Source organism: Arthrobacter sp. zg-Y916 (assembly GCF_020907385.1).
Taxonomy (GTDB): domain Bacteria; phylum Actinomycetota; class Actinomycetes; order Actinomycetales; family Micrococcaceae; genus Arthrobacter_B; species Arthrobacter_B caoxuetaonis.
Genome location: NZ_JAJJOD010000004.1, coordinates 143223 through 166877 on the forward strand (window position 1 = coordinate 143223; position 23655 = coordinate 166877).

At 65.5% G+C, this 23655-nt stretch carries 29 protein-coding genes; 6 read left to right on the top strand and 23 right to left on the bottom strand.

From position 1 onward, the window contains the following. The first annotated feature begins 71 nt into the window (after window positions 1–71). The 4 genes from LOC59_RS09075 to fabF all read left to right on the top strand — a co-directional run bounded on the left by LOC59_RS09075 (window position 72) and on the right by fabF (window position 3750). Entirely contained in the window at window positions 72–1028 is a 957-nt protein-coding gene (locus LOC59_RS09075; protein WP_229971556.1) for an ACP S-malonyltransferase, read from the top strand. Next, window positions 1025–2086 (top strand): beta-ketoacyl-ACP synthase III, encoded by a 1062-nt coding sequence (locus LOC59_RS09080; RefSeq protein WP_229971558.1) that lies wholly within the window; start codon window positions 1025–1027, stop codon window positions 2084–2086. Before LOC59_RS09075 ends, LOC59_RS09080 begins: the two co-directional genes overlap by 4 nt. 80 nt (window positions 2087–2166) lie before the next feature. Then, window positions 2167–2412 (top strand): acyl carrier protein, encoded by a 246-nt coding sequence (locus tag LOC59_RS09085; RefSeq protein WP_055240832.1) that lies wholly within the window; start codon window positions 2167–2169, stop codon window positions 2410–2412. A 96-nt stretch (window positions 2413–2508) separates the two neighbouring features. After that, entirely contained in the window at window positions 2509–3750 is a 1242-nt protein-coding gene (gene fabF / locus LOC59_RS09090) for a beta-ketoacyl-ACP synthase II (RefSeq protein ID WP_227916578.1), read from the top strand. A gap of 102 nt (window positions 3751–3852) precedes the next feature. On the opposite strand, the gene LOC59_RS09095 is transcribed toward fabF, so the two are convergent. From LOC59_RS09095 to LOC59_RS09125, 7 genes are all read right to left on the bottom strand, one after another. Then, complete coding sequence (locus LOC59_RS09095) at window positions 3853–4356, bottom strand: DUF3145 domain-containing protein (RefSeq protein ID WP_227895540.1); 504 nt, start codon at window positions 4354–4356, stop codon at window positions 3853–3855. Between the two features lie 212 nt (window positions 4357–4568). After that, window positions 4569–5582, bottom strand: a complete 1014-nt coding sequence (locus tag LOC59_RS09100) for a tyrosine recombinase XerC (RefSeq protein WP_227895539.1) — start codon at window positions 5580–5582, stop codon at window positions 4569–4571. A gap of 31 nt (window positions 5583–5613) precedes the next feature. Continuing rightward, window positions 5614–6138 carry a methylated-DNA--[protein]-cysteine S-methyltransferase gene (locus LOC59_RS09105; RefSeq protein ID WP_229971560.1) on the bottom strand — a complete coding sequence of 175 codons (525 nt, stop codon included), beginning with the start codon at window positions 6136–6138 and terminating at the stop codon, window positions 5614–5616. A gap of 50 nt (window positions 6139–6188) precedes the next feature. Continuing rightward, entirely contained in the window at window positions 6189–7424 is a 1236-nt protein-coding gene (gene dprA / locus LOC59_RS09110) for a DNA-processing protein DprA (protein WP_229971562.1), read from the bottom strand. Then, complete coding sequence (locus tag LOC59_RS09115) at window positions 7421–8965, bottom strand: YifB family Mg chelatase-like AAA ATPase (RefSeq protein WP_227916574.1); 1545 nt, start codon at window positions 8963–8965, stop codon at window positions 7421–7423. The genes dprA and LOC59_RS09115 overlap by 4 nt, the downstream gene beginning before the upstream one ends. After that, window positions 8965–9339: a YraN family protein gene (locus LOC59_RS09120; RefSeq protein WP_227895535.1), complete on the bottom strand. Its 375-nt coding sequence runs from the start codon at window positions 9337–9339 to the stop codon at window positions 8965–8967. Before LOC59_RS09120 ends, LOC59_RS09115 begins: the two co-directional genes overlap by 1 nt. 112 nt (window positions 9340–9451) lie before the next feature. Then, the gene (locus tag LOC59_RS09125) at window positions 9452–10072 is read right to left on the bottom strand and encodes a 2'-5' RNA ligase family protein (RefSeq protein WP_229971571.1); all 621 of its coding nucleotides are present in this window, start codon (window positions 10070–10072) and stop codon (window positions 9452–9454) included. Window positions 10073–10121: 49 nt separating this feature from the next. Between LOC59_RS09125 and LOC59_RS09130 the strand changes: the two genes are divergently transcribed. Beyond that, window positions 10122–10730 carry a GNAT family N-acetyltransferase gene (locus LOC59_RS09130; RefSeq protein ID WP_229971573.1) on the top strand — a complete coding sequence of 203 codons (609 nt, stop codon included), beginning with the start codon at window positions 10122–10124 and terminating at the stop codon, window positions 10728–10730. Here the strand turns inward: LOC59_RS09130 and LOC59_RS09135 are convergent. From LOC59_RS09135 to ffh, 14 genes are all read right to left on the bottom strand, one after another. Then, window positions 10727–11050, bottom strand: a complete 324-nt coding sequence (locus LOC59_RS09135) for a DUF2469 domain-containing protein (protein WP_154579903.1) — start codon at window positions 11048–11050, stop codon at window positions 10727–10729. The genes LOC59_RS09130 and LOC59_RS09135 overlap by 4 nt on opposite strands. Before the next feature lie 7 nt (window positions 11051–11057). Further along, window positions 11058–11798, bottom strand: coding sequence for a ribonuclease HII (locus LOC59_RS09140; protein WP_229971661.1), 741 nt, complete (start codon window positions 11796–11798; stop codon window positions 11058–11060). 65 nt (window positions 11799–11863) lie between these two features. Next, the gene (lepB, locus tag LOC59_RS09145; RefSeq protein WP_229971575.1) at window positions 11864–12646 is read right to left on the bottom strand and encodes a signal peptidase I; all 783 of its coding nucleotides are present in this window, start codon (window positions 12644–12646) and stop codon (window positions 11864–11866) included. 11 nt (window positions 12647–12657) lie between these two features. Beyond that, window positions 12658–13353 carry a signal peptidase I gene (gene lepB, locus LOC59_RS09150; protein WP_227916727.1) on the bottom strand — a complete coding sequence of 232 codons (696 nt, stop codon included), beginning with the start codon at window positions 13351–13353 and terminating at the stop codon, window positions 12658–12660. Between the two features lie 13 nt (window positions 13354–13366). After that, window positions 13367–13726: a 50S ribosomal protein L19 gene (gene rplS, locus LOC59_RS09155; protein WP_227895531.1), complete on the bottom strand. Its 360-nt coding sequence runs from the start codon at window positions 13724–13726 to the stop codon at window positions 13367–13369. A 228-nt stretch (window positions 13727–13954) separates the two neighbouring features. Beyond that, the gene (gene trmD, locus LOC59_RS09160; protein ID WP_227916571.1) at window positions 13955–14752 is read right to left on the bottom strand and encodes a tRNA (guanosine(37)-N1)-methyltransferase TrmD; all 798 of its coding nucleotides are present in this window, start codon (window positions 14750–14752) and stop codon (window positions 13955–13957) included. Further along, on the bottom strand, window positions 14753–15295 hold the full coding sequence (rimM, locus tag LOC59_RS09165) for a ribosome maturation factor RimM (RefSeq protein WP_227895529.1): 543 nt from the start codon (window positions 15293–15295) through the stop codon (window positions 14753–14755). A 121-nt stretch (window positions 15296–15416) separates the two neighbouring features. Beyond that, window positions 15417–15659, bottom strand: a complete 243-nt coding sequence (locus LOC59_RS09170; RefSeq protein WP_055240819.1) for an RNA-binding protein — start codon at window positions 15657–15659, stop codon at window positions 15417–15419. Window position 15660: 1 nt separating this feature from the next. Then, on the bottom strand, window positions 15661–16068 hold the full coding sequence (gene rpsP, locus LOC59_RS09175) for a 30S ribosomal protein S16 (protein ID WP_227895528.1): 408 nt from the start codon (window positions 16066–16068) through the stop codon (window positions 15661–15663). 193 nt (window positions 16069–16261) lie between these two features. Further along, entirely contained in the window at window positions 16262–17146 is an 885-nt protein-coding gene (locus tag LOC59_RS09180) for a VOC family protein (protein ID WP_229971577.1), read from the bottom strand. Window positions 17147–17199: 53 nt separating this feature from the next. Next, window positions 17200–17709 (bottom strand): GNAT family N-acetyltransferase, encoded by a 510-nt coding sequence (locus LOC59_RS09185; RefSeq protein WP_229971579.1) that lies wholly within the window; start codon window positions 17707–17709, stop codon window positions 17200–17202. Beyond that, a complete protein-coding gene (locus tag LOC59_RS09190; RefSeq protein WP_442860579.1) occupies window positions 17706–18014 on the bottom strand; it encodes a hypothetical protein in 309 nt (102 codons plus the stop codon). The genes LOC59_RS09185 and LOC59_RS09190 overlap by 4 nt, the downstream gene beginning before the upstream one ends. 36 nt (window positions 18015–18050) lie before the next feature. Then, window positions 18051–18599, bottom strand: coding sequence for an NUDIX domain-containing protein (locus tag LOC59_RS09195; RefSeq protein WP_229971580.1), 549 nt, complete (start codon window positions 18597–18599; stop codon window positions 18051–18053). Window positions 18600–18685: 86 nt separating this feature from the next. Next, the gene (gene ffh / locus LOC59_RS09200; protein WP_229971582.1) at window positions 18686–20269 is read right to left on the bottom strand and encodes a signal recognition particle protein; all 1584 of its coding nucleotides are present in this window, start codon (window positions 20267–20269) and stop codon (window positions 18686–18688) included. A 129-nt stretch (window positions 20270–20398) separates the two neighbouring features. Between ffh and LOC59_RS09205 the strand changes: the two genes are divergently transcribed. Beyond that, entirely contained in the window at window positions 20399–21817 is a 1419-nt protein-coding gene (locus LOC59_RS09205; RefSeq protein ID WP_227916566.1) for a glucose-6-phosphate dehydrogenase, read from the top strand. Window positions 21818–21938: 121 nt separating this feature from the next. On the opposite strand, the gene LOC59_RS09210 is transcribed toward LOC59_RS09205, so the two are convergent. Continuing rightward, window positions 21939–22277, bottom strand: coding sequence for a P-II family nitrogen regulator (locus tag LOC59_RS09210; RefSeq protein WP_227895521.1), 339 nt, complete (start codon window positions 22275–22277; stop codon window positions 21939–21941). Next, window positions 22274–23569, bottom strand: coding sequence for an ammonium transporter (locus tag LOC59_RS09215; RefSeq protein WP_227895520.1), 1296 nt, complete (start codon window positions 23567–23569; stop codon window positions 22274–22276). Before LOC59_RS09215 ends, LOC59_RS09210 begins: the two co-directional genes overlap by 4 nt. Between the last annotated feature and the right edge of the window lie 86 nt (window positions 23570–23655).

Here is a 23655-nt window from a genome sequence, read left to right on the forward strand (position 1 = left end):
ACAACACGCCCCAGACAGCTTGGTTCACCTAAACACCCGGCAAATCGCACCTTCTTTGGAAAGCTTGTTACGTGCTTGCAATCGTCTGCCCCGGCCAGGGGTCACAAACGCCAGGCTTCCTCGCTCCGTGGCTCGAACTGCCCGGGGTCCGGGAGCACCTTGAAGAGCTCTCCGACGTCGCCGGGCTTGACCTCGTGGCCCACGGCACCGTCTCCGATGAGGAAACCATCAAGGACACCGCCGTCGCCCAGCCGCTGATCGTCGCGGCCGGACTTGTGGCCGGCCGGCTGCTGTTTGATGCCGAAGCGCTGACTGCGGCCACGGTTGTCGCGGGACACTCGGTCGGCGAAATCACGGCCTCCGCACTGGCGGGTGCACTGCCGGAGGCGGACGCCATGGCCTTCGTGCGCGAACGCGCCAATGCCATGGCCCGCGCCGCGGCAGCGCTACCCACCGGCATGAGCGCCGTCCTTGGCGGCGATCCGGAGGACGTGGCACGCGTCCTTGCCGAGCTTGGACTCACAGCTGCCAATGCCAACGGCGGCGGACAGATCGTCGCCGCCGGCACGCTGGAGCAGCTCGGCCGCCTGGCTGAAAACCCCCCTGCCAAGGCACGGGTCATAGCGCTCAAGGTAGCCGGTGCCTTCCACACCGGCCATATGGAGCCGGCGCTCAGCGTCCTTGAGGCACTGCGCCCCACGCTTTCTCCCGCCGAGCCGCGCCCCACGCTGCTCTCGAATTACGACGGCACCGCGGTCGTCAGCGGTGAAGCCAACCTCGACAGCCTGATCGCCCAGGTGTCCCGCCCGGTCCGCTGGGACCTGTGCATGGAAACCATGACAGGCATGGGCGTCACCGGCATCCTGGAGCTTCCACCGGCAGGCACCCTTACCGGTTTGGCCAGGCGCGGCATGCGCGGAGTTCCGGCCCTGGCCCTGAAGACCCCCGAAGACCTCGCCGCTGCCCGGGCCTTTGTGTCCGAGCACTCCGGCGCGGCAGCAGTTACAACCCAAGAAGGTAATGCGTGAGCACGCCCACCCTGAAGCAGTCCCCCGTCAACGAGTTCAGCCGTATCCACGGCATTGGCGCGTTCCGTCCCGACGTGATTGTGAGCAACGACGACGTCTGCCAGTGGATCGAGTCCTCGGACGAGTGGATCCGGCAGCGGACGGGCATTGTCACCCGCCACCGCGCTGACAAGGGTACGTCCGTTGTGGACATGGCCGAGATGGCCGGACGCGAGGCACTCGAAAAGGCCGGCATCGACGGATCCGCACTGGATGCCGTCATCATTTCCACCGTGACACACCCCTACGCCACGCCTTCGGCAGCCGCCCAGGTCGCTGACCGTCTCGGTGCCACACCGGCGCCCGCCTACGATGTCTCCGCTGCCTGCGCTGGCTACTGCTACGGAATTGCCCAGGCGGACGCCCTGGTGCGCTCCGGGGCCGCCAAGTACGTCCTGGTGGTTGGCGTCGAAAAACTCTCGGACTTCATCGACAACACCGAGCGCACCATTTCGTTCCTCCTCGGTGACGGTGCCGGCGCCGTCGTCATCGGTCCTTCCGATACACCGGGCATCGGGCCTTCAGTATGGGGATCGGACGGCAGCAAGTCCGGTGCAATCGGCATGACCCACTCCATGCTTGAAATCCGGGAGCTCTCCCTGGCTGCCGAGTCCGAAGGCACGATTCAGGCATCGGTGCTGGCTGAGCGCGAAACCAAGCTGTGGCCGACCCTCCGCCAGGACGGACAGACTGTCTTCCGCTGGGCTGTCTGGGAAATGGCCAAGGCTGCGCAGCAGGCGCTTGACGCTGCGGGCATCACGGCCGCTGACCTCTCAGCCTTTGTCCCGCACCAGGCCAACATGAGAATCATCGATGAGATGGCCAAGCAGCTGAAACTGCCCGAATCAGTGGTCATCGCCCGGGACATTGCCGACGCCGGCAACACCTCCGCGGCTTCCATCCCCTTGGCCACACACCGGCTGCTCAGCGAGCACCCCGAACTTAGCGGCAAGCTCTCCCTGCAGATCGGTTTCGGCGCAGGCCTGGTGTTTGGCGCACAGGTAATTGTCCTTCCCTAGTTTTGATAGACCACACCGCCCCGGCGGTTGGAAAACCCACACCGGTCCAGCACCGGTACCAACGAAAAAAAGGAGCCCCCATGGCTAGCAACGAAGAAATCCTGGCCGGTCTCGCCGAGATCGTGAACGAGGAAACCGGCCTGGCCCCCGAGGCCGTTGAGCTGGACAAGTCCTTCACGGATGACCTGGACATTGACTCCATCTCGATGATGACCATCGTCGTCAACGCCGAGGAAAAGTTCGGCGTTCGCATTCCCGACGAAGAGGTCAAGAACCTCAAGACCGTTGGCGACGCCGTCGACTTCATCTCCAACGCCCAGGCGTAGTTCGTGGAGGGCGGCCGCTGCCTGCGGCCGCCCTTTGCAGCATCACCTCGCCTCGCCGCAGAGCGGTGAGCCACCAATTTTCCGAGAGAGTGAATCATGGCCCGCAAAGTAGTCATTACCGGCCTCGGCGCAACGTCGCCGATCGGCGGAGACGTCCCGACCATGTGGAAGAACGCCCTGGTGGGCGTCTCCGGTGCCCGGACGCTGGAGGACGAATGGGTTGAGAAGTACGCCCTGCCCGTCACCTTCGCTGCACGGGTGTCCACTCCGGCCTCTGAAGTCCTCTCCCGGGTTGAAGCAAAACGGATGGACCCTTCGACGCAGTTCGCCGTCGTCGCTTCCCGCGAAGCCTGGGCCGACTCAGGCCTGGCCGAGAGCGAGATTGACCACGACCGCCTGGCCGTCTCCTTCGCCACCGGCATCGGCGGGGTCTGGACCCTGCTTGACGCGTGGGACACGCTGCGGGAGAAAGGTCCCCGTCGCGTGCTGCCGATGACCGTGCCCATGCTGATGCCAAACGGTCCCGCCGCTGCCGTCAGCCTGGACCTGGGTGCCCGGGCCGGAGCGCACACACCTGTGTCGGCCTGCGCGTCCGGAACCGAGTCACTGCACCAGGGCCTGGAACTCATCCGTTCCGGAAAGGCAGACGTTGTGGTCTGCGGCGGAGCGGAGGCAGCTATCCACCCCATGCCGCTGGCCTCCTTCGCCTCCATGCAGGCACTCTCCAAGCGCAACGATGATCCGGAACGCGCCTCACGGCCCTATGACAGGGACCGGGACGGCTTCGTGATGGGTGAAGGCGCGGGTGCGCTGGTACTCGAAGCAGAAGAACACGCCCTTGCCCGCGGTGCACGCATCTACGCCGAACTGGCCGGAACCGCCGTCACCGCGGATGCCTACCACATCACGGCACCGGACCCCGAAGGGCTGGGCGCCACCCGTGCCTTGAAGGCCGCACTGTTCGATGCCCGCGCCCAGGCCGGGGACGTAGTCCACGTCAATGCGCACGCAACCTCAACTCCGGTGGGCGACAAACCCGAATACACCGCACTGAAGGCTGCACTCGGAGCGCATGTGGACAATGTCGCTGTCTCGGCTACCAAGTCACAGACCGGACACCTGCTCGGCGCCTCGGGTGCCGTGGAAGCCGTGCTGACCGCCATGGCTGTCTACACCCGCCAGGCCCCCGCCACCATCAACCTGGACAACCAGGATCCCGAAATCCCGCTCGACGTCGTGACCACGGCACGCGATTTGCCCCAGGGTGACATCGTTGCGCTGAACAACTCCTTCGGGTTCGGCGGACACAACGCCGTTGTAGCCCTTCGCAGCCACTAGTTCCTGACAGCAGGACAGACAAAGGCCGGGATCCCTGCGGGGATCCCGGCCTTTGCCGATTGACGCTGAATATCGTGTAAGACGCGTGTGGAGGAGGAGGAATCAGCCGACCTGGTGCAGCCAGCGCACCGGTGCGCCGTCCGCTGCGTGCCTGAACGGCTCCAGTTCGTCGTCCCAGGCTTCCCCGAGCGCCAGGGACAACTCGTGGTAGACGGCCGCAGGGTCACCGGCGCCGTTTTCATAGGCATAACGGATGCGGTCTTCGGAAACCATGATGTTTCCGCTGACATCCGTGGTGGCGTGAAAAATCCCGAGTTCGGGTGTGTGGGACCAGCGGCTGCCGTCTGCACCCGCGCTGGGGTCCTCGGTGACTTCATAACGGAGGTGCGCCCAGCCCCGCAGGGCGGAGGCGAGCAGTGAACCTGTGCCCTGCGGTCCGGACCAGGCAAGCTCGGCGCGGACCATTCCGGGAGCGGCTGGCTGCGGGGTCCACTGAAATTCCGTCCGCTTTTCAACGACGGATCCGATGGCCCACTCAATGTGCGGGCACAACGCAGAAGGGGCTGAGTGCACGAACAATACGCCGTGCGCCATCACAACAGTCATTCCATCCTCCGTAGCTGTAGGTGCGTCTTCCCCAACGACCTGCAAAGCGGGACGGAATCCTGAAGTTGTAAGCCCTAAATCTCCTGCGGGCCCGTCAGTGCGGAACCGCTAACCGTGAGACCTAGCATCATTGTGCCGCAAGTTACTCGATTACGCCAATGAAACTACTTGGTTGCAAGTGCAAATCTGTCACGGAAGGCACCTGCCGTGACTCAGGCGCGCGGGTGGGCCTGCTGGTAACTCTGCCGGAGCCGGTCCACCGAGACGTGGGTATACAGCTGCGTGGTCGCCAAGCTGCTGTGTCCCAGGATTTCCTGGACGCTTCGGAGATCGGCTCCCCCATCAAGCAGGTGGGTCGCGGCGCTGTGCCGAAGGGCGTGCGGTCCGGTGGCGGATGTATCGCCAAGTGCTTCGAAAAGGGCAGAAGTGACGGACCGGACCTGACGCTGATCGATTCGGCGTCCCCGGCGGCCGAGGAAGAGAGCCGGCCCGCTTTCCGCTCCTGCCAGGTCTGGCCGGCCGCGGCGCAGCCAGTCATCGACGGCCAGGGCTGCCGGCAGTCCGTAGGGAACGGTGCGCTCCTTGTTGCCTTTGCCGAGTACCCGCAGCGTCCGGCGTTCCAGGTCAAGATCGTCAACGTCGAGGCCGACAAGTTCCCCGACCCGGATACCGGTGGCGTACAGCAGTTCCACCAGCGCACGGTTGCGGAGCGCCAGCGGCCCTCCCTCCGCCGCAGCGGCAGCAAGGGTCTCAAAGAGAGTCTCGAGCTGACCCGGCCGCAGAACCCCCGGGAGGGTCTTGTTTCGCTTCGGCGCTTTCAGGCGCAGCGCCGGGTCAGCGGCGATCAGTTCTTCCCGCAGCGCCCAACCGGTAAACGACCGCGCGGTGGCCGCTCTCCGGGCCAGGGTCGTGCGGGCCAGGGAAGCTTCATTCTGCTTGCCGAGCCAGCCGCGGAGCACCTGCAGGTCGATATCGGCGAGGGTCGTCAGACCAAGGGCTGCAGCGTAATCCAGGAGGGCCGACACATCACCTTCATAGGCCCGGACCGTGTGCGCCGACCGTCCCCGCTCCGATGCAAGGTAGCTGCAGAAGGACTCGAGTGCCCGGCTGAACTCCGCCGGCCTGGGTGTGGTTCCTCCGGCATCTGCCCTGGCCTGGGCTGCCTCGGGAACGGCGGATTGGCGTGTCTGCTCCGCTGCTGCAGTGCTGCCCGGCTCTTTGCTCACCGTCCTACCTTCCCTGCTTTCAGCGACCGCTTCAAGCAGGCGCACCGGCGCCGGAGCACTGCTGGCGAAGCGCCTCGTTATCCGGACCTGCCTCCAGGTCGAGGAGCATCCGCTTGGCATCAACCCCGCCGGAATAGCCGGTCAGTTTTCCGCGGCTGCCGAGGACCCGATGGGTCGGAACCACGATATTGAGCATGTTGCGTGCCAGCGCGGCGCCGACGCCGCGTGCCTTGGACGCGTCGCCCAACTCAAGGGCCAGCTGTTTGTAGGTCCGGGTCTGGCCGTAGGGAATCAGCTTTACCGCACTCCATACCTGGCGCTGAAACGGGGTCCCTTCCTGCGACACCGGGAGGTCGAAGCAGCACCTCCTGCCTTGGAAGAACTCCTCCAGCTGCCGTTCAGCTGCTTCGAATCCGGTTTCCGCTGCCAGCCCGAAGCGGGCTGCGACCGGTGCGGCCGGATCGGGCGCGGACGGTTCCACCGCAATGAGCAGGGAGTCCTCCGCCACCAGGGTGAAGATTCCGAGGGGCGTGGCAATGACTTTATGGGTCCTCATGGCGTTGTCCTTTTCTGCTGGTTGGTATGGATTGGATGATCCCGATTGCGCTAACGGCCGGACCGCTGCCAGAGGCCCTGTGCTGTCCTGCGCGCCAGTCCAGCGAGTTCCAGGCGTGCCAGCCCGGCCCGGACGGCGGGAACGCCAAGGCCGGCCACAACGGCCAGCTTCTGCAGGTTGGAGCCCTTCCTCAGCGGCAGTGCGTCCAGCAGGAGGATGTCCTCCGCCGCCAAGCCGTCGTGGTCCGCCCGCGGGGACCGCTCCTGCGCATCGGGAAGCGTCCCTTCGGGTTCTTCCCCCACCGGGACGGTGAAAGGATCAGCCAGTTCAAGGACTTCAGCGGCATCAGTCACACACACGGCACTGCCTTCGCGGAGAAGCCGGTGGCAGCCGGCCGAATTGGCTGAATACACCGGACCGGGGACAGTCCCGACGCCGCGCCCAAGGCCGGCAGCGTGATGGGCTGTGTTGAGGGCCCCTGAACGCCAGCGAGCTTCCACGACGACTGTCGCGGCGGCGAGCGCTGCGATGAGCCGGTTGCGCTGCAGGAACCTCCACCGCGTGGGCGCAGACCCCGGCGGCACCTCGCTGAGGATCAGGCCAGCCTCTGCCACGCCGCGCAGCAGATCCTCATTTCCGGTGGGATAAAAGCGGTCGATGCCTCCGGCCATGACGGCTATGGTCACCGGCACGCCATCATCCCCGGGCAGCTCCCGCCTTCCCGCGAGCGCCGCACGGTGGGCCTGGGCATCTATACCGTAGGCTCCGCCGGAAATCACGGTACTCCCCCGGGCAGCAAGTCCAGCCGCGATGTCTGCGGTGATTGCCAGGCCGTAAGACGTCGCGTCCCGGGACCCGACAACGGCGATGCAGCGCCGGGCGTCGGGAACTCTGCCCGGTCCCCGGCTCCAGAGACAAAACGGGGTCCCCAAGCCCAGGTCGTTGAGCGCCTCCGGCCAGCCCTCGAACTCAGGGACGAGCAGCTTTCCCCCGAAGCGGGCCACCGTGGCGAGGTCGCGTTCCGGAGCCACATCCGCCGCGCGCGGGAGCCAGCGCTCCAACCCCTGTTCAAACGTCCGGTCCGAGGCCTGGACGCCGTTCTCTTCGAGCAAGGCGGCCACGCTGCGGCGCAGGGCTCCCGCGGCCGGCTGGCGTCCCGCAGCGATACGGGCAGCGGACTCGGGGCCGGCGACTGCCACGAGTGCCTGGCCAAGTACGTCAGATGGTTCGATAAGCCGGGACAGCACTGCCCGGGCGAGCAGGATCCCGGGAGCGGCGGCGCTCATGCTGCGCCCGCTTGCTGCCGGAACGCGAGGGCCTGCCCAATGTCATCGGCGTCGGGACACGCGTGGCCGGATAAGTCGGCTACCGTCCATGCGACCCGGAGGACACGGTCATAGCCCCGGGCAGTGAGTGTCTGGCGATCCAGTGCCCGGTCCAGCGCCGCCGTGCTGCGGCTTCCGGGGCGGAGCGGTCCGCGCAGGACCTGTCCGCTCACTTCGGCGTTCGTTTCGCAGCCCAGCGGCAGCAGTCTTTCCCGCTGGCTCGAGCGCGCCTGGCGGACCCTGCGGGCAACAACGGCCGTTGGCTCCGCCTTGCCGGCTTCCGTGAAGTCCAGCAGGGAGACCCTCCGGATTGCCAGCTGCAGGTCGACCCGGTCGAGGAGCGGACCCGAGAGCCTGCTGAAGTAGCGGCGTCTCTGCTGGGCGCTGCAGGTGCATTCGGTCCCCTTTCCGCTCGCCAGCCCGCAGGGGCAGGGATTCGCTGCGAGGACCAGCTGGAACCGTGCAGGATAGACGGCGGTTCCCGCTGCCCTGTGCAGCACCAGGGTTCCGCTTTCAAGCGGTTGGCGCAGGGCATCCAGGACCCTGGGTTCGTACTCCGGCGCCTCGTCGAGGAAGAGTACGCCCCGGTGGGCGCGCGAAGCGGCACCCGGGCGTGGAATTCCAGAACCACCGCCGATGACCGCGGCAGCCGTAGCAGTATGGTGCGGACTCTCAAAGGGCGGTCGCCGGACCAGGCCCGAGCAGGGCCGGCCCCGCCAGCCCAGGGAATGGATCGCTGTGACTTCCATGGCGGCAGTGTCCGCCAGGTCAGGCAGCAGACCGGGCAGGCGTTCGGCCAGCATGGTCTTTCCGGCACCGGGTGGGCCCGTCATCAGTAGGTGGTGGGCTCCGGCGGCGGCAACCTCCAGCGCAAACCGCGCCTCCGACTGGCCCGCAATATCGGCCAGGTCAGGCGCCGGCACGGCTTCCGGGGCGTCGTGGGCGGCAGTGCCGGAAGCCGGTTCATCCTCCGGAGGGAACACCAGGTTTTCGGGATCCGCTCCGAACGCCTGTGCAACAGCTGCAAGTGAAGCGAAGCCACGCACGCGCGAGGATGGCACCAGTGCCGCTTCCGCGGCGTTGGCCGCCGCCACTGCGATGTCGGGAAAGCCCGCTGCGACCGCAGCCATGACTGCTGGAAGAACACCGTGGAGGGGGCGCAGCCTGCCGTCGAGGCCGAGTTCGGCGAGGAAAACTGTCCTTCCCGTCGGACGGACATCACCGGCTGCACACAGTGCCGCCATCACAATGGCCAGGTCGAAGCCGGAGCCGCGTTTGTGTACATCCGCCGGCATCAGATTGACCGTGATCTTCCTCCGGCTCAGCGGCAGCCCCGAGTTCTTGGCAGCGGACTTCACCCGGTCGCGGGATTCGTTCAGTGACGCATCGGGCAGTCCTAAAAGGATGAACGCCGGAAGGCTTTGCCCGATGTCTGCCTCTACTTCAACCATCCGTCCCTCCAACCCGGTCAAACCCACGCCGTAGGTACGTCCGAGCCCCATCAGCCGATACCCAACAGGTGCTCGATCACAGGGGCGGGACGGTCGCCGGGTCCGTCTCCGGCCGGTAGCAGGACGGAGACGGCGTCCACCCGCCAGCTGCGCGTGGAAACCGCATGGGCCCGCGCCCAAGCAGCAGCCAGCAGGCACAGGCGTGCCAGTTTGGCAGCACTCACTGCTTCGAACGGGTGGCCAAAATCCAGGGACGACCTGGTCTTGACCTCCACCACCACCAGCGTGTCGCCGTCGCGGGCCACGACGTCGATCTCTCCCTGCCGGCACCGCCAGTTCCGTTCGAGAATTTGGTAGCCGGCAGCAGCAAGGTGGCCGACAGCGAGTTCTTCGCCTGTCCTGCCCAGGAGGTCTTTGGCTTTCATGCGTTGATTCTGCGCCGGTCCCCGGGTGCGGAGATTACGCGCGGGCAGCACTGTGGATATGCACACCACCTGCCCGCACTGCCGGGAGAATGTGCAGGAGCAAACCGCTCGATCAGACCCGGTAGAGCACCGGCGTCACCTGCAGCCGCAGGGGCGCGGGGTCTACCCGCGGTGCAGCGTCGTCCGCGAAACCGTGAAAGCCGCGGAAGCCGTGCAGGAGACTGATGTGCGGCCGCAGCCGTGCAGCGAAACAAAGGGCAGGATCCCCCGCGGCGTACCCTGCCGGATCGGCAATGCCGCAGGCGGAGAGGAACTCGAGCAGCACAGCGTAGAGCTCTGCGTGCAGCGCTTCCAGCGCCGGCGTGGAGCGAAGCTCCAACGCGAGGGTCGAGCCGTGGCTTCCGAAGGCGGACAAATAGGTTGGTGTGAGCTGGAAGTCCGTGTCAGGCAGGGCGGCAGTTGTGTCCTTGAGGTAATCGCCCAGCGCTTCCCGGTACGCCTTTGGTCCTGTTCCCGTAACGGCTGACAAACGCGAGTACGCTTCGTCGGCCTTCCCGAAATGGATGAGGGTCAGGTGCAGCCGGTCCGGGGAGACCAGGCGGGTTTCCGGCGCGGCCTCCCGGGCGCCGGCCTGCAGCAGGAGCAGCCGGGCCAGGGCCGCTTCGTCAGGCTTGAGCTGGGCGTAGATGCGCACGCCGGAGAGTGCGCCGGGATTGGGCTGGGAGTTGGCCACGAGGGCAGTTTATGATGTCTGGTCCCGACCCCGGCGGTACCTTGGAGAAATGGTCCTCGAAATACCGCTGCTGCGGGATGAGTCCCTCCTGCTGAGGCCGCACACGGAGTCGGATGCCGACGCCGTCGTGGCGCGCTCGGTGGACCCGCAGACCATTGCCTGGACCACGGTGCCGCTGGACTACACCCGGGACATGGCCCTGAACTACATCCGCGCGGTGGGCACACCCCAGCAGGACACGGTGTCCTGGGCATTGGAGAACGGGGGACGTTATGCCGGCAGCATCGACCTGCGCTGGCAGGGGGCGGGGACCGGCGGACTGGGATTCGTGACCTCCCCCGAGTTCCGGGGCCAGGGACTCATGAGCCGGGCTGTCCGTCTGGCGGTCGGCTACGCTTTCGATACCCTGGGCTGGGAACGGCTGAACTGGTCCTCCAACGTCGGTAACCTCGGCAGCTACAAAACCGTCTGGCGCAACGGGTTTCCGCTTCCCGTCAGTGTGCCGCACATGCTGGCACATCGGGGCCAGATGATTGACGGCTGGTTTTCCGAGCTGGAGTCCAGTGCCCCGCGAACACCGCGGATCCTGTGGAGCGATGTGCTGAGCCTCCTGCCGCGTCTCCCGGCTGCGCCGGGACCGGATACGGCCGCCAGCTAACCCAGTTCGTCGGCCTTGGGCAGCGTCAGGTCGTCGTTGCGCGTCAGCTCTTCGACGTTGACGTCCTTGAACGTGATCACCCGGACGCTCTTCACGAAACGTGCTGACCGGTAGACATCCCAGACCCAGGCATCCTGCAGGGTGAGGTCAAAATAGATCTCTCCGTCGGCTGACCGCGCCTGGAGGTCCACATGGTTCGCCAGGTAGAAGCGCCGTTCGGTTTCCACCACGTAGCTGAACAGCCCCACGACATCGCGGTATTCACGGTAGAGCTGCAGCTCCATGTCTGTCTCGTAGTTCTCAAGATCCTCTGCGCTCATGGCACCATCATCCCCCAACCGGGCCTGCAGCAGGCCCATCTTCCTCTGTTCGGCCGGTTCCCAGCCGCCAGGACAGGCGGTGCAGCGGAGAAGGCCCAAGCGTATCGATAGCGGCACGGTGCGCTTCGGTGGCGTATCCCTTGTTGATTTCCCAGCCGTAGGCCGGGTGCAGCCGGGCGTACTCGACCATCACGGCGTCACGTTCGACCTTGGCCAGCACCGAGGCCGCGGCAACACTGAGGCACGTCATGTCAGCCTTGATCCGGGTATGGACCGGAGCCTTGCAGCCGCCCTCATCCTCCTCCTCGACGTCGAACAGGCTTGCCTGCGCCGCCGGGGAGAGCCAGTTGTGGTTGCCGTCCAGGAGCACGACGTCGGGGGTGAGGGTCTCGCAGACCTGGGCCCACGCGCGCGTACCGGCCAGCCGCAGCGCTCCCATAAGCCCCAGCAGGTCGATCTCCGCGGCGCTGGCGTGTCCGACTCCCCACGCCGGGCACCACTTCTTGATGAGCGGGACCAGTGCTTCGCGGTCCGCCGGCGAAAGGAGCTTACTGTCTCGGACCCCCTTAAGGGAGCGCACGGACTCGAGCTCTACCGCCACCAGCCCGACACTGACGGGACCGGCAAGGGCACCCCGTCCGACTTCGTCGCATCCAGCCAGGACCCGGTGCCCGACCGCGGTAAAAGTGCGTTCATACCGCAGCGAGGGGCCCTTCGCCCCCGCCGCCTTGGGCCGCGCGGTGCGTATGCTCCCAGCGGGCTTCGCTGCAGAGGCGCCCGCCGGAATCCGGAGCCTTAGCTGGGGTTCGGTGCTCACGGGGAAACCGTTTCGGCTCCGGCTGGTGCGGGAACGTTTTTGAAGACTTCGGGGTAGCTGCCGATGAAGCCGGCACGGTCCAGCGGCCAGGCGATGACAGCGGCTTTGCCTTCAATGTCCTCGATGTTGACGAAGCCCTCATTTGCGCCGTCCTGGTGTTCCCGGGAGTCAGCCGAGGCGTTGCGGTGGTCGCCCATGACCCAGACCTTGCCCTCCGGCACGACAACGTCGAAGGGTGCCTCGGAGGGAAGAGCCCCCGCATAGACGTAGGGTTCGTCGATGGGCTCACCGTTGATGGTGATTTTGCCGTCGGCGGTGCAGCAGGTGACATGGTCACCGGGCATCCCGATGATGCGCTTGACCAGATGCTGTTCGGATTCGTCCGGCAGCAGTCCCACGAACGTGAGCGCATCGGCGATGAAGTTCCCGTCATCCCCGTTGCCCGTGGGCGGCAGCCAGCCCTGGGTGTCCTTGAAGACGACGACGTCGCCGCGGGTGAGATCGAACGGCTCCGGTACCAGGAGGTTCACGAAGATCCGGTCATGGATTTCCAGGGTCTGTTCCATTGAACCGGAGGGGATGAAGAATGCCCGGAACAGGAAGGTCTTGATCAGGAAGGAGAGCAGGAGCGCGATGACAACAATGGTGAGTACTTCACGCAGCCAGGCACCGAAACCGCGGCTCTTGCCGTCCTTGCCTGAGGCGTGGGCGGCATTGCGGCGCGGTTCGCCGGGGTCCGCGTTCCCGTCACGGGGATCGTCCGGGAAGTCCTGCGCCATGTGCTGTCCTCTTATTCCGCTAAATTCCATACGGCTTCCAACTCTAGCCGTTCAATCTCTGAGCTTCTTTCGAACGGCCATAGGATTTGCTGGGCGCGCCCAATCACACGATCCTGCGGGATGAGTCCACCTCCGGGAGCGCCGAGCAGCGACCTGGAATCAGCTGATTCGGAACGGTGGTCCCCCAGCAGCCACAGGCGCCCGGCCGGGACCTCGACGTCGAACGCCTGCTCGCTGGCAGCGTCGCCGGGGAACAGATAGGGCTCCTGGACCGGCGTGCCGTTGACGGTCAGGCTTCCGCCGTCCGAGCAGCACGCAACCCGGTCACCCGGAAGACCGATGACGCGCTTCACGTAGATGGAATCGCTGCCCGTCAGGCCCAGCCACTGGCCCGCTTTGGCCAGCCCCTGCTGCAGGAGGGGATCACTGCTGTGCAGGGGTGCCAGGGAGCCGCGTCCGTCGAAGACTACGACGTCGCCCCGCTGGATCTCGCCGCTGCGGTATTCCATCCTCGAGACCAGTATGCGGTCCCCGGGTTCAAGCAGCGGCTCCATGGACCCGGAGGGAATGTAGAACACGTCAAAGAAGAAGGCGCGGACGACTCCGGCAAGCACAACGGCCGCTGCTGCGGCCCAGAACACGAAACGCCAGTCCCCCAGGGACCGGCGTTTCGCGTGCTTTCGGGGCGGGGCCCCGTCGGCGGATATATCAGGCAAGTTATTACTTGGCGGGACGGAAGTCGCGCTTTTCCTTGATCTTGGCAGCCTTGCCGCGCAGGTCGCGCATGTAGTACAGCTTGGCGCGGCGGACGTCACCACGGCTAACGACCTCGATCTTGTCGATGACCGGGGAGTGCACCGGGAAGGTACGCTCCACGCCGACACCGAAGCTGACCTTGCGGACCGTGAAGGTCTCGCGGAGGCCGTCGCCCTGGCGCTTCATGACGAAGCCCTGGAAGACCTGAACACGGGTGTTCTTGCCTTCAACGATGTTGACGTGAACCTTGACCGTGTCACCGGCGCGGAACTCGGGGATGTCCGAACGCAGCGAGGCTGCGTCAACAGAATCTAGGATGTGCATTGTTACTCACTCCTGGTGAACGCCACAGGTCATCCACTTTGGTCACGGCAGCAAGGATGCGCACTCAGCGCACAGATACTGCCGAAGCTATGAAAACCGGCGGTCCGGGAATCGGTTGCCGGTGTGCCTTACCTGTTGGTCTCGCTCCCCCTGTGGCAGGTGCGGACCCAGATGACACAACTACCTATTGTGCCACAGCTTTGGTTCCAGCTCCCAACCGCATCCGGGTCAGGGCCGGGGCAGGACGGCCTCGGGCGTAACCGTCCAGCCCAGGGCTGCCAGCGTGGCCTTGTCTGCCTTGTCCAGGCTGGCCGGGTCGAGTTTGGCCAGCAGGTCCGGCCGGCGCTCGGACGTGCGCCTGAGCTGTTCGTCCCGGCGGAAACGGGCGATCTTCGCGTGGTTGCCGCTCAGCAGCACCTCCGGAATCGCACGTTCACGCCAGATTGAAGGCTTGGTATAGACCGGATACTCCAGGAGGCCGTCGGAGTGGGATTCCTCGACCAGGGATTCAGGATTGCCAACGACGCCGGGCACCAGGCGGCCGATCGCCTCGACCATGGCCAGCACGGCCACCTCCCCGCCGTTCAGGACGTAGTCGCCCAGGCTCATGGGGCGGACGTCGAAGTTCTCCCCGGCCCATTCCAGCACCCTCTCGTCTATGCCCTCATAGCGCCCGCAGGCGAAGACCAGGTGCTCTGCCTCCGCAAGCTCATAGGCCGTGGCCTGGGTGAAGACTTCTCCGGCAGGCGACGGGACGATCAGGACCGGCCGGGTACCGGCGGTGTCCCCGGCACCGGCGTCCGCCAGGGAAGAGGCCAGCGCCTGGGACCAGGGTTCGGGCTTCATCACCATGCCGGCTCCGCCGCCGTAGGGAGTGTCATCCACAGTGCGGTGCCGGTCCGTGGTGAAGGCGCGCAGGTCGTGGACACGCACGTCAAGGAGCCCGTCCTGGCGTGCCTTGCCGATCAGGGACAGGTCCAGTGCGGCGAGGTACTCCGGAAAAATGGAGAAGACGTCGATGCGCACTTAGCTGCCTGCCCCGCCCTTGTCTGCCTCCGGGATGTTGAGCTCAAAGAGTCCGGCCGGCGGAGTCAGCAGCACATAGCCGTCCTCCGTGTTGACCTCCGGAACGATCGCCTCGACGAAGGGGACCAGGACCTCCCGCCCCTGCGTGTCTTCCACGATGAGCAGGTCCTGGACAGTAAGGGTACGCAGCGCAGTCACGGTGCCGACGACGTCGCCGCCCACCTTGGCCTTCAGGCCCACCAGTTCGTGTTCGTACCAGCCTTCGCCGTCCTCTTCTGCGCCGGCTTCGTCCGTGTCGATGAAAAGCTTCACGCCGCGCAGTTCCTCGGCGCCGTTGCGATCCACCACTTCTTCGAACCCGAGCAGGAGGATGTCCTTGTTCCAGCGTGCGCTCAGCACAGTCAGCGGGCCCTTGGACGCCGGCTCGACGGTGAGCACTGCACCGGGCACAAAGCGGTCTTCGGGGGCATCGGTCAGCACCTGCACGGTCACCTCGCCGCGGATGCCGTGGGGCTTGCCGATGCGTGCCACCTGTAACTGCATGGATTCTCCTAGGTTCGAAAGGGACTGCCGGTGGGGGCCGGCGGCGTAAAAAAACATCCGGCCCCTACACCATTATCTGGTGCGGGGCCGGATGCTAAGAACTGCTTGAATTGCTGGTGCGTCAGCGGCGCCGGTCAGTGTCGACGACGTCGACGCGGACCTGGTCGCTGCCGGCCAGGGCGGAAATCACCGTGCGCAATGCGCGGGCGGTGCGTCCCTGGCGGCCGATTACCCGGCCAAGATCGTCCTGATGAACACGGACCTCGAGGGTTTCCCCGCGGCGGTTGTTCTTTGCGGAAACCTTGACATCCTCAGGGGAGTCAACGATTCCGCGCACGAGGTGCTCCAGCGCTTCGGCCAGCAATCTACTCAGCCTCAGCCTCGGTGGAAGCGGCTTCTGCCTCTTCCTTCTTGGCCTTCGGGGTGATTGCTTCGGGGACAATCACGGACTTCTTCTCGGGAACCACGAAGGGCTCCTTCGGGGCCTTGGTACGCAGGGTACCTTCCTGGCCCTCGATGTTCTTGAACTTCTGCCAGTCACCGGTGATCTTCAGCAGAGCTGCGACCTGCTCGGTCGGCTGGGCGCCGACGCCGAGCCAGTACTGGGCACGGTCGGACTTGATGTCGATGTACGACGGCTCCTCGGTCGGACGGTAGAGTCCGATTTCTTCGATGGCACGGCCATCGCGCTTGGCACGGGAATCCATGACAACAACGCGGTAGTGTGCTGAGAACTTCTTACCGAGGCGCTTGAGGCGAATCTTTACGGCCACTTTTGTGGTCACTCCTGATCTGAAATGGGGCGAACCCGTACTTCTGCTCCCGTGGGGCGGGCCATACGTTGGGGTTCAAAAGGACAAGATGCGTGCACGGAGAGAGGGGCCGCGCAGATCAAGTACCTGACCATTGTGCCAGATGCCTCCATCTTTTGCGACTCACGCCCCGCCGGGGAGGTTTCGCCTCCGCTCAGGCGGCGGCAACCCTGATGCGGTTGCGCCAGGGATCTTCGAAGCGCAGTTCGGCGCCTGTGTGGTGGCTGGAAACTCCGGCGGCCTTCAGCCGGTCAGCCAGCGCTCCGACGTCATCCTGCCCTGGAACCCGGATGAGCACCTCACCAAGCCCAAGCGTGTCCTTCCTGGGACCGGCGCCTTGGCTGTTCCACACATTCATTGCCATGTGGTGGTGATAGCCGCCAGCGGAAACGAACAGTGCCTGGCCATGGAAATCCGCCGTGCGTTCAAAGCCCAGGGTACCCACGTAGAACTCGGCCGCGGTGGCGGTGTCGCCGACCTGCAGATGCACGTGCCCCACACCGGCTGCTGCTGCGGCAACCCGCGACATGGCCTCTTCGGAGAGGTGCTCCCGGAAATACTGCTGCGGGGGAAGCGCCAGCGATGCCATGCGGACGGTCTTGCCTGCCGCCGTCGTATCCCAGTCCCACGCCTCACGGGGACGGTCCCAGTAGAGTTCGATTCCGTTGCCTTCGGGATCAGTGAAATAGAAGGCTTCGCTGACCAGGTGGTCCGCGCTGCCGACGTAGGCGGAAGGATCGAACTGTGCCGCCATCGCCACTGTCGCCGCAAGGTCCGACTGGGACTCGAACAGGATCGCCGTATGGAACAGTCCTGCCTCTCCCCGCGATGCGACCTGCAGGCCCTGCGCGGGTGCCAGATGCACCAGCGGCACCGTCCCGCGCCCCAAATACAGGCCACCGTCAGCCTCTGCGACGACGTCGAGCCCGAGCGCTTCACGGTAATAGCCCCACACTCTCTCCATATTGCCCACCTTCAGCATCACGGTGCCCATGGCAAGGTCGGCGGGTAGGAGATCAGGGTTTGGTTGAAGGTTCATGTAAATAGCTTACTTGAAGCTTCACGTATTTCCTAGCGGGCGCCTTGTCATCGTCAGCCCTGTTCGAAGGATTTGCGCATGGCCACCCTTGCTCCCAGCGAGTCCAGTCCAAGACGGCGTTCATTCTCCCGGACCCGTGCCAGCTCCCCCTCGGGATCAATAACGACGAAGCCGCAGCTGCGGTAGAAGGGCGCGTTGAACGGAACATCGGCAAAGGTACACAGAGTCATGCCGGGATAACCCTGCTCCCGGGCCCAGGCGAGTGCGGCCTCTACCAGGGCGCGCCCCACTCCCCTGCCTGCGTGCCGCGGATCGACAGAAAGCTGCTCGAGGTGCGCGTCCGTTCCGACCTCCTCGATCCGCGCGAAACCCTGCGGCGGCCGCCCGGCCACGAGTACCTGGAGCGCTGTGTGCAGCGCCTCCTCGCTCGTCGGCGGAGGCAAGCGGTCCACAGCGCCCGGCTGCGTCCCCGGGACATCCTGCAGCAGGGTGTCAGATGCGGCCTCGATCGCGGGAAGCAGGGACAGTTCGCCGGGCGACGCGGGACGGACAGCGCCGTTCATGCTGCGGCACTCCCCCGGAAACCGCTTAGAAAGGCTTGGATCGCCTCCCGGCCTTCAGGGCTGTCCTGCGGACGGTGGTTGCCGCCGGCTCCGATGTGCCCTGCTCCGGTGGATTTGGGAAAGGCAGCAACTTCCTCGTACAGCGGCTCCCATCCACCTGTCAGCACGAGAGTCGGGACCCCGGGAACGATCTCCAGGGGCGCTTCCCCCGGCGGGGCCTGCATCCGCCGGAGTGCTGCTGCCTTCGCATCGGGTACACCTGCGGGGTGCACCTCGGGGAGAAAGGCCATCCGCTGCTGAGCCATCCGGATAGCTTATCTTCGGCAGGTTCGGGACATGTTCTAACCCAGCAGGTGGGACACTTCCGGAAGCTGCGGCATCATGGCCGGTATCCCCGGCCTGGCAGGCAGGGCACCCGGGATCAGGCGTCCGTCGACCAGCTCCGCCACGGACTGCGTTTCCAGGGCAGTCAGGGCTGCCGCCAGCCGGGCTACTTCTGCCGGCTCCAGCAGCCTCGTGCACGCGTCAATGGACAAGAACCTGGCATGTACGGTATCGCCGGCCGCCCGAAAGCCGGAGGTGGCGGCCGGTACCGATCCGCCGTCGTACACGAATGCGAGGCCGCCGGCGTCCTGGGCCGAATCGACCGCACAGTCGAACACAAGCATCCGGCCGGCAGGAATCCGGTCGCCGAGGACCGGCGACAACGCACGTGCAGCGGCAGTCCGGGGATCTTCACCCGCTTTGACGACGGCGCCCGGCAATGCCCAGGGCCCGTCGCCTGAGCGGACGGCAAGAACGGCCCCCACGCTGTCGCGCACCAGGGCGGCAGCATCGACCCGGCGGCGGAAGACGCTGCCGTAGAAGCGGGCCAAACCCGAAGCTGCCACGTTCTTTCCTCCCCGTACGGATCACTTCACGATTGCGGTGAAGCCTATCCGCTGGGCGGAGGAATGACAGCTCTCAGGTCAGCCGGCTATTTCCCGAGGAACTTGTCGAAGCCCTTGGGAAGGTTCAGGGACGACGGATCAAATTCCCCGCCCTGCTGCCCGAAAGCCGAACCGGTGGGCAGCGACTTGCGTGCCCCGGCGCGGCGCGCCTCGGCCTCCGCCAGTTCCTGGGCGGCCTTGGCCGGGTTGCCGGAACGGGCCTTCTTCTTGCCCTTGGCAGCCTGCTGCTTCTTGCGGCTGCCGCCGAACCCTCCGGGGCCTGCAACGCCGGGCATCCCCGGGATGCCGCCGCCTGCAGCCATCTTCTTCATCATCTTCTGTGCCTGGGCGAAGCGCTCGAGGAGGCCGTTGACCTCCGAGACGTGGACGCCGGAGCCGCGGGCGATGCGGGCACGGCGGGAGCCGTTGATGATCTTGGGAGCTACCCGTTCGTGCGGCGTCATGGAACGGACGATCGCCTCGACGCGGTCGATTTCACGCTCGTCGAAGTTCTCCAGCTGCTCACGCATTCCGGCAGCACCGGGCATCATCATGAGCATCTTCTTCATGGAACCCATGTTGCGCAGCTGCACCATCTGGGCGAGGAAGTCATCCAGGGTGAAGTCTTCCTGGTCGGCGAACTTCTTCGCCATCCGGGCAGCTTCATCCTTGTCCCAGGTCTTCTCCGCCTGCTCAATAAGGGTGAGGATGTCGCCCATGTCGAGGATGCGGCTGGCCATGCGATCCGGGTGGAAGACCTCGAAATCCTTCAGGCCTTCACCGGTGGAAGCGAACATCACGGGCTTGCCGGTGACGGAGGCAACGGAGAGCGCGGCACCGCCGCGGGCATCGCCGTCGAGCTTTGTGAGGACAACGCCGGTGAAGTTCACGCCTTCGTTGAAGGCCTGCGCCGTGGCAACGGCATCCTGGCCGATCATGGCATCGATAACGAAGAGCACTTCGTCCGGCGTGATCGCCGCGCGGATGTCTGCGGCCTGCTGCATCAGTTCCGCATCCACGCCCAGGCGGCCTGCGGTGTCCACGATGACGATGTCATGCAGCTTGGTGCGCGCTTCCTCCACACCCTGGCGGGCGACGGCCACCGGATCGCCGGTGGCGGCTTCGAATTCCGAGCTGACGCCGGGATGCGGAGCGTAGACCGGCACGCCGGCGCGTTCACCGTTGACTTGCAGCTGCTTGACGGCGTTGGGGCGCTGGAGATCGGCAGCAACCAGCAGCGGGCTGTGACCCTGGTCCTTGAGGTAACGGGACAGCTTGCCCGCCAGTGTCGTCTTACCGGCGCCCTGGAGGCCGGCGAGCATGATCACCGTCGGCGGGTTCTTGGCCAGGGACAGGCGGCGGGTCTGGCCGCCGAGGATGCCGACGAGCTCCTCGTTGACGATCTTGACGACCTGCTGGCCCGGGTTCAGGGCCTGCGAAACTTCCAGGCCGAGGGCCCGCTCCTTGACCGAAGCAGTGAAGGCCCGGACCACGGGTACCGCGACGTCGGCGTCGAGGAGGGCACGGCGGATTTCCCGCACTGTGGCATCGACGTCCGCTTCGCTCAGACGCCCCTTGCCCCGCAGGTTCTTAAACGTGGAGGTCAACCGGTCAGACAGTGAATTGAACACGCGCTGCGCACTTCTTTCATCGGGTAGTTCGCCATGTTTGCCAGGCCCAGCTGTTAAGGGTACCAAGCGCGGGTGGGTATTCGCCGCATGCCCTTACACCGAAGCGCCCCCCGGTGGCACGCTGGAGAAATGGCTGATGAAGGCGTCCGCGAGACGCGCGTCCATACCCTGCTGATCCTAGGCGCCACCGGTGATCTGTCCCGCCGCCTGCTTTTGCCGGGGCTGGCCAGGCTGATCGCCCGGGGGCGGGCGCCCGGGCTGGTGGTTGTCGGATCCGGGTCCCGCAGCTGGAGCCAGGAGCAGTGGCAGGACCGGGTGAGGGAGGCTTTCAGCTCGGAGAACAACGACGCCGATCCGGACGCGCAGCGCGAACTTTCAGCCGCGGTCCAGCGCAGCAGGTACCTTCAAATGGATTTGTCCCGGCCGGACGACCTGGGAGCCTCGCTGCAAACACTCGATGCACCCCTGGCCGTGTACTTTGGGCTCCCCCCGGCCCTGACCCTTACGGCTGTGCAGGGGCTCAACCGCGACGACCTTCCCCCGAATACGCTGCTGGTCCTGGAAAAACCCTTTGGAACGGACCAGTCATCGGCACGTGAGCTCAACCGGCTCCTGGCGGACCTGGTGCCGGAAAAGGACATCTTCCGCGTGGACCATTTCCTGGGCATGACGACCGTCATGAACCTCGTAGGCATGCGGTTTTCGAACCGGCTCTTGGAACCCGTGTGGAATTCCCTGCACATCGAAAAGATGGAAATCCTGTTTGATGAGCAGCTTGCCCTGGAAGGCCGGGCAAAGTACTACGACAGCTCCGGGGCCCTGGAAGACATGATCCAAAGCCATCTGCTGCACACGATGGCCTTCATGGCGATTGGCCCGCCGGCCAGCCTGGGTGAAAGGGATCTGCGCGATCTGGTTGCGGCAGTTCTCCGGGCCTCCTCGGTGCCGGAGGACTTTCTGGCCAGCACGCGGCGTGCCCGGTACACCGCCGGCGTCATTGAGGGCAAGGAGATCACCGGCTATACCGAGTCCCCGGGGGTAGATCCCCACCGGGGCACAGAGACCCTCGCTGAGATCGAAATCGCCATCAACAACGAACGCTGGGCAGGTGTCCCGTTTATCCTGCGCTCGGGCAAGGCCCAAGCCCGGCGTCGCAAGGAAGCTGTCGTCACCTTCCGGCCGGTCAACCACCTGCCCGAAGGCTTCACCGGAGATACAGCGCTCCCCTCCCGGCTGAGGATCTCCTTCAATCCGGCCTTCCTGGAACTGGAAATGAACGTCAACGGCCCTGCGGACATCTTCAAGCTCGAACGCAGCTCCCTGACCGCCGAGCTGCATGCCTCCCGGCTGACCGCGTACGGAGAAGTCCTGGAGGCCGTCCTGGAGGGAAACGAACTGCTCTCCGTCCGCGGGGACATTGCCGAGGAATGCTGGCGGATCGTGGATCCCGTGCTCGCCGCCTGGCGTGGAAACAAGGTCCCTATGCAAACCTATGCTGCGGGTACGGAGGGTCCCCGGGACTGGAACACCAGCCGCAGCGGCCTGTAGCCCTTCGACCCTGCCGGCAGTTTGATGGACAGGCAGCACGAAGAAACCGCCCGGCCGAGAATTCGGCCGGGCGGTTTCCTCATGGGAGATGCCTGTTTGTGGTGGACTTGCAGCGGTGGACCTACAGTGCGGAGTCGCCCCGCTCGCCCGTCCGGACGCGCAGTGCTTCTTCGACATTGGTCACCCAGACCTTGCCGTCTCCGGCCCGGCCGGTGTTGGCAGTGGAGACAAGGACATCCACGATGTCGTTGACCCATTCGTTGGCGGCCAGCACCTCGACGCGCAGCTTCGGCAGCAGGTCGACGGTGTATTCTGCGCCGCGGTAGACCTCAGTATGTCCGCGCTGGCGGCCGTAGCCGCTGGCCTGGCTGACGGTCAGTCCCTGGACTCCGTAGCTTTCCAGGGCGCCCCGGATGGCGTCGAACTTCTCGGGCCGGACAATTGCGGTGACGAGTTTCATGAGTTGATGCTCTCCTTGGTGGCAGCGGGAACGGTTTCAGCCAGCGGACGGAATGTACCGCCGACGCCGACGCCGCCGAGTTCGTAGGCGGTCTCAGCATGTTCGCTGAGGTCCACGCCGTTGATTTCCTGCTCCTCGGATACCCGGAAGCCGATGGTCTTGTGGATGGCCAGGCCGATGATGAGCGTCATGATGGCTGAGAAGAGGATTGCCACAATGGTCGCAACGATCTGTGCACCCAGCTGGGCCAAGCCGCCGCCGTAGAACAGGCCACCGCCTTCGCCGTCAACCGGCAGTGCAATGAAGCCCAGGGCGACAGTGCCGATGAGGCCGGCGACCAGGTGGACGCCTACGACGTCGAGGGAATCGTCGTAGCCGAACTTGTACTTGAGGCCAACCGCCAGGGCGGAAACGATACCGGCGACCAGACCGAGGGCCAGGGCACCAATCGGCGAGACGCTGGCGCACGCCGGGGTGATCGCCACGAGACCGGCCACGATGCCCGACGCTGCGCCGAGGGAGGTCGGACGGCCGTCGCGGATACGTTCGGTGATCAGCCAGCCGACCATTGCGGCGGCGGGAGCTGCCAGGGTGTTCACCCAGATCAGGCCGGCTTCTTCGGCAGTGCCTGCGGCTCCGCCGTTGAATCCGAACCAGCCGAACCAGAGCAGTGCTGCACCGAGCATGACGAACGGGATGTTGTGCGGACGGTGGCTCGGATCGGAGCCGAACCCGCGGCGCTTGCCGATGATCAGTGCCAGGACCAGAGCCGCTACGCCGGCGTTGACGTGTACGACGGTGCCGCCGGCAAAGTCGATGGCTTCCCCGACCACGGAGCCGATGGCTCCTTCTTCACCGAGCAGGCCGCCGCCCCAGACCATGAAGGCCAGCGGGCAGTAGACCAGGGTGACCCACACGGGGACAAAGATCGCCCAGGCACTGAACTTGGCCCGGTCTGCGATCGCCCCGCTGATGAGTGCGACGGTGATGATGGCGAAGGTGGCGCCGAAGCCGGCGCTGATCATGTCTTCGGTACCGATCAGGCCCTCAAGGCCGAAGGAGGCGAACGGGCTGCCGAAGAGCCCGGCAACGCCGTCTCCGCCGGTCATTGAGAAGCCCCAGAGAACCCAGACGACTCCGACAAGACCGATGGAGACGAAGCTCATCATCATCATGTTCAGGGCAGCCTTGGCCCGGGTCATACCGCCGTAAAAGAATGCCACTCCGGGAGTCATGAGCAGCACGAGTGCCGCCGATATCATCACCCAGACGTGACCTGCTGTCAGATCCATCTTCGCGTCCTTCCACAATCGTGCGGGCATCTCCCGCCTGGAAAGAACTTTGCCCGGGTCAGGTTTCAGCATTCGGCCGGCCGGAT